At 73.0% G+C, this 4375-nt stretch carries 5 protein-coding genes; 2 read left to right on the forward strand and 3 right to left on the reverse strand.

Annotated features, from left to right (window positions below):
- Positions 1–116: 116 nt before the first annotated feature.
- Together H3C53_06760 and clpX are read left to right on the forward strand one after the other, a co-directional pair.
- Positions 117–734, forward strand: a complete 618-nt coding sequence (locus H3C53_06760) for an ATP-dependent Clp protease proteolytic subunit (GenBank protein ID MBW7916365.1) — start codon at positions 117–119, stop codon at positions 732–734.
- Positions 731–1927 (forward strand): ATP-dependent Clp protease ATP-binding subunit ClpX, encoded by a 1197-nt coding sequence (clpX, locus tag H3C53_06765; protein ID MBW7916366.1) that lies wholly within the window; start codon positions 731–733, stop codon positions 1925–1927. The genes H3C53_06760 and clpX overlap by 4 nt, the downstream gene beginning before the upstream one ends.
- 96 nt (positions 1928–2023) lie before the next feature.
- Here clpX and H3C53_06770 read toward each other — a convergent pair whose 3' ends face one another.
- From H3C53_06770 to H3C53_06780, 3 genes are all read right to left on the reverse strand, one after another.
- Entirely contained in the window at positions 2024–3172 is a 1149-nt protein-coding gene (locus H3C53_06770; GenBank protein ID MBW7916367.1) for an aminotransferase class V-fold PLP-dependent enzyme, read from the reverse strand.
- Positions 3173–3200: 28 nt separating this feature from the next.
- Positions 3201–3650, reverse strand: coding sequence for an Rrf2 family transcriptional regulator (locus H3C53_06775; protein MBW7916368.1), 450 nt, complete (start codon positions 3648–3650; stop codon positions 3201–3203).
- 153 nt (positions 3651–3803) lie between these two features.
- The coding region (locus H3C53_06780; protein ID MBW7916369.1) for a M23 family metallopeptidase at positions 3804–4375 on the reverse strand (572 nt) is incomplete at its 5' end.

A 4375-nucleotide genomic window follows, 5' to 3' on the forward strand; every position in this document is an offset into this window, starting at 1 on the left:
ACCACGACCACCACCACGAACACGACCACGGCGAGCACGAGCAGGGCGAGCCAACCTGACCCGGCCGCGTCGGCCGACGCTGTCTCCCGGGTCGGCGGTGCTAGGCTGACCGCATAATGCCGCTAGTCCCTTACGTGATCGAACAGACCGGGCGCGGGGAGCGCACCTACGACGTCTACAGCCGGCTGCTCAAGGAGCGGATCATCTTCCTCGGTTCGCCCATCGACTCCGAGGTGGCCAACGTCATCACGGCGCAGCTCCTCCTGCTCGACTCCCAGTCGAGCGAGCAGCCGATCAACATGTTCGTCAACTCGCCCGGCGGCGAGGTGTACGCCGGCATGGCCATCTACGACGTCATGCAGTTCATCTCGGCTCCGGTGCACACGAACTGCGTCGGCATCGCGATGTCGATGGGGTCGTTGATCCTGGCCGCGGGGGCGAAGGGTCACAGGGTGGCGCTGCCTCACAGCCGCATCATGATCCACGCGGGCTCGGCCGGCTTCCCCCGCGCCAGCCTCCCCGACCTCGAGGTGCAGGCCCGCGAGTTCCAGGACCTGCGCGGGATGATGGAGCAGGTCTACCACCGCCACACCGGCGTGCCCGTCGAGCAGCTGCGGCGCGACATGGACCGCGACAACTTCATGTCGCCGCAGCAGGCCCTCGCCTACGGGCTGATCGACAACGTCGTCGAGCCGCGCGGTTCCGGCCGCTTCCAGCAGGAGGGCGCGCGGTGACGGCCACGCACTGCAGCTTCTGCGGCCGGTCGCACACGGAGGTCCGCTTCCTCGTGGCCGCGCCCGGCGGGGGGGCGCACATCTGCGATCAGTGCGCTGGTCGCGTCAACGACGTCGTGGCGGACGCGACGACGCCCGCCGCGCCCACCCGGAGCATGAAGCTGCTGCCGCCCCGCGACATCAAGCGCGAGCTCGACGCCTTCGTGGTGGAGCAGGACGCCGCCAAGCGCGCCCTGGCGGTGGCGGTCTACAACCACGCGCGCCGCATCGCCAACCCCGGCAGCGAGCTGCAGAAGAGCAACGTGCTGCTGGTGGGGCCGTCGGGCACCGGCAAGACCTTGCTGGCGCAGACGTTGGCGCGCACCCTGGACGTGCCGTTCGCCATAGCGGACGCCACCACGCTGACCGAGGCGGGCTACGTCGGCGACGACGTGGAGAACATCATCCTGCGCCTCCTGCAGGTCGCCGACTACGACGTGGCGGCGGCGGAGCGCGGCATCATCTACATCGACGAGATCGACAAGATCGGCCGCAAGTCGGAGGGGCCGTCCATCACGCGCGACGTCAGCGGCGAGGGCGTGCAGCAGGCGCTCCTCAAGATCATCGAGGGGACGCTCACGCACGTCCCGCCCCAGGGTGGGCGCAAGCACCCGCACCAGGAGCTCATCGACGTCGACACGAGCAACATCCTGTTCATCTGCGGCGGCGCCTTCGAGGGCCTGGCCGGCATCATGGAGAGGCGGCTCAACGTCTCGCCCGTCGGCTTCCAACCGCGCGAGGCGGTCGCCACGCCCGAGGCCGAGGTCCTGCCCGAGGACCTGATGACCTTCGGGTTGATCCCGGAACTCATCGGCCGGTTGCCGGTGGTGGTGCAGCTTCACGACCTGAGCCTCGAGGCCCTCGTCGCCGTGCTGACGGAGCCGCGCAACGCGCTGGTGCGCCAGTACCAGACGCTGTTCGGTCTCGACGGCGTGACGCTCACCTTCACGGTGGCCGCCCTCGAGGAGGTGGCGCGCCGCGCCAAGGCCAGGAAGACGGGCGCGCGGGCGCTCCGTTCCGTCCTGGAGCGCACCCTGCTGCCGCTCATGTTCGAGGTGCCGGGGAGCAGCATCACGCGGCTCCACGTGGACGTCGAGGACCTCGACGACCCAACGCGGCTGTTGGCCGTGGGCGGGGAGCGCAAGAGCGCCTGAGCGGCCCTGCGCGAGGTCTGGCGCGCGCCGGGACCGGCGCGCCCCGGGCCCGGCCCGCCCCTGCTCCGTGTCGCCCCCTCCCCCGCCGGTTCCGGCTCAGCCGCGGGCGGCGACGGCCCTGGCTCGCTCCACGGCCGTCTCGAGGCGGCGCGCCGCCTCGAGGACGTCCTCGAGTCCCACCGCTCGCCCGAAGCTGAACCGCACGCTGGCCTTCGCCTCGCCGCGGTCCAGGCCCATGGCCAACAGCACGTGGCTCGGCTCCACGCTGCCCGCGGCGCAGGCCGACCCGGCGCTGGCGTAGACGCCCGCCTCGTCCAGCAGCATGAGCAGCGTCTCCCCGTCGGCGCCCGCCACCCTGACGTTGGTGTGCTTGACGCTTCGTACCGCGCCCGCGCCGTTCAGGCTCACGCCGGGCAGCGCCAGGACGACCGACTCGAAGGCGCGCTGCAGCTCCGCCAGCCGGGCGCGCTCCGCCGCCCGACCGGCGGCGGCCAGCGCGGCCGCCGCCCCGAAGCCGACGATCGCCGGCACCGCGTGCGTGCCGGGCCGGTGTCCACGCTCCTGCTCGCCGCCCGCCAACATGGGCGCCACGGCGAGCCCGTCGCGCATGACGAGGGCGCCGGCGCCCTTGGGACCGTAGACCTTGTGGGCCGACACCGTCACCAGGTCGGCGCCGAGGCTCGCGAGCGTGAACTCCTCGAGCCCGTAGCCCTGCACGGCGTCGCACAGGTACAGGGCGCCGAAGCGGTGCGCCAGCGCGCCGATGGCGGCAGCGTCGGCGAGGGCGCCCGTCTCGTTGTTGACGAGCATGCCCGCCACCAGCGCAGTGCCGCCCCTGCCGGCCTGCTCCGCCAGGGCGCCCTCCCAGGCCGCGAGGCTCGTGGCGCCGCTCGGCTCGGGCGGCACGAAGGTCACGTCCCGCCCCGCCGCTGCCAGGCGCCGCGCCGCCGCGATGACCGCCGCGTGCTCCACCGCGCTCACGACCAGGCCGCCCGGGCGTTCGGCGAGGGTCGAGAAGACGGCCTGGTCGTCCGCCTCGGTGGCGCCTGACGTGAACACCACCTGGCGCGGCCTGACGTCGAGGGTGCGGGCCACGGCCTCGCGGGCGGCCTCCACCCCGCGGCGCGCCGACTGGCCGAGCCGGTGCACGCTGCTGGGGTTGCCGAAGTCCGACCTGAGGTACGGCAGCATGACCGCCAGCACGGCATCGTCGACGGCGGTGGTGGCGGCGTGGTCGAGGTAGATGCTGCCGTCGCGGGCCACTAGTGGTGGCTCAGTCGTCGCGGCCGAGGTACTGCGGGAGCGGGTGGATGCCGAGCAACCGCCGCTGCCTGACGAGGTCTGCGAGCGAGGTCGAACGCAGGACCTGCCTGACGGCGGCGTCCACGCGCCGCCACAGGCTCTCGGTCGAACACATGCCGACCCGCACGCAGTTGGCGGCGTCTTCGATGCAGCTGACCGGCGCCACGCTGCCCTCGAGCAACTCGACCACCTCGAGCGCGTCGATCTCGTCGAGGGGTCGCGCCAATCGGTAGCCGCCGCGGGCGCCGCGCACGGACTCGACGACGCCCGCCTTGCGCAGGACGGCGAAGATCTGCTCCAGGTACTGCTGGCTGAGTAGTTGCCGTTCGGCGACGGTCTTGAGACTGGTGGGCTCATCGCCCCCCAATGCCACCTCGACCAGCGCCCTCATCCCGTACTGCGCTTTCGTGGATACCCACATGCCTGGACCTCTCAGTCGAGCCGCTGGCCTCTCACCACTCTACTGCCGCGGCCACCAAGGTGCACGTGTCGCGGCCGCGCGCGATCTCAGCCTAACCGACGGGCCTCACGCGAGCCGGTGCCGGGCCGACGTAGTGGCGGCCGCTGCTGCGCATCAACGCCGCCCCTGCAGGTAAGGCAGCGGGTCCACCGCCCGGCCGTCGAAGCGCACCTCGAAGTGCAGGTGGGGCCCCGTCGACGCGCCCGTGCTGCCCACCCGGCCCAGGACGTCGCCCTGGCGCAACCCCTGCCCGACGCGGACCGTAACGGCGCTCAGGTGGGCGTAGCGCGTCTCCGCGCCGTCGCCGTGATCCAGCACCACGACGTTGCCGTAGCTGCCCCACCAACCGGCTCGGGTGACGACCCCGCTCCTGGCGGCGACGACCGGGGTGCCCATGTTCGCCGCGATGTCGAGCCCCCCGTGGTAACGGTTGCCGTTCACGCTGACGTTACGCCACCCGAACGGCGAGGAGACGCGACCCTCGACGGGGGCCACGAAACCGCCGGCCCCCCAGTCGAGGCCGGCCAGGGCCGTCACCGCCTCGGGCAGGAGGGCCACCTGCACCTCCCGCAACTGCTCCCTCACGCCGGCCTCGGGCGGGGGGGGGGGGGGGGGGGGGGGGGCGCGGGCGGCCCCACCCCCCCCCCCCCCGCCCCCCCCCCCCGCCCGGGGGGGCCGCGGGGCGG

The sequence above is a fragment of the Trueperaceae bacterium genome (genome assembly GCA_019454765.1).
Taxonomy (GTDB): domain Bacteria; phylum Deinococcota; class Deinococci; order Deinococcales; family Trueperaceae; genus JAAYYF01.

Excerpts from the sequence above, each read along its gene's own strand:
- H3C53_06760 (MBW7916365.1), top strand. The coding sequence starts at position 117 with ATGCCGCTAGTCCCTTACGTGATCGAACAGACCGGGCGCGGGGAGCGC.
- H3C53_06775 (MBW7916368.1), bottom strand. The coding sequence starts at position 3,650 with ATGTGGGTATCCACGAAAGCGCAGTACGGGATGAGGGCGCTGGTCGAG.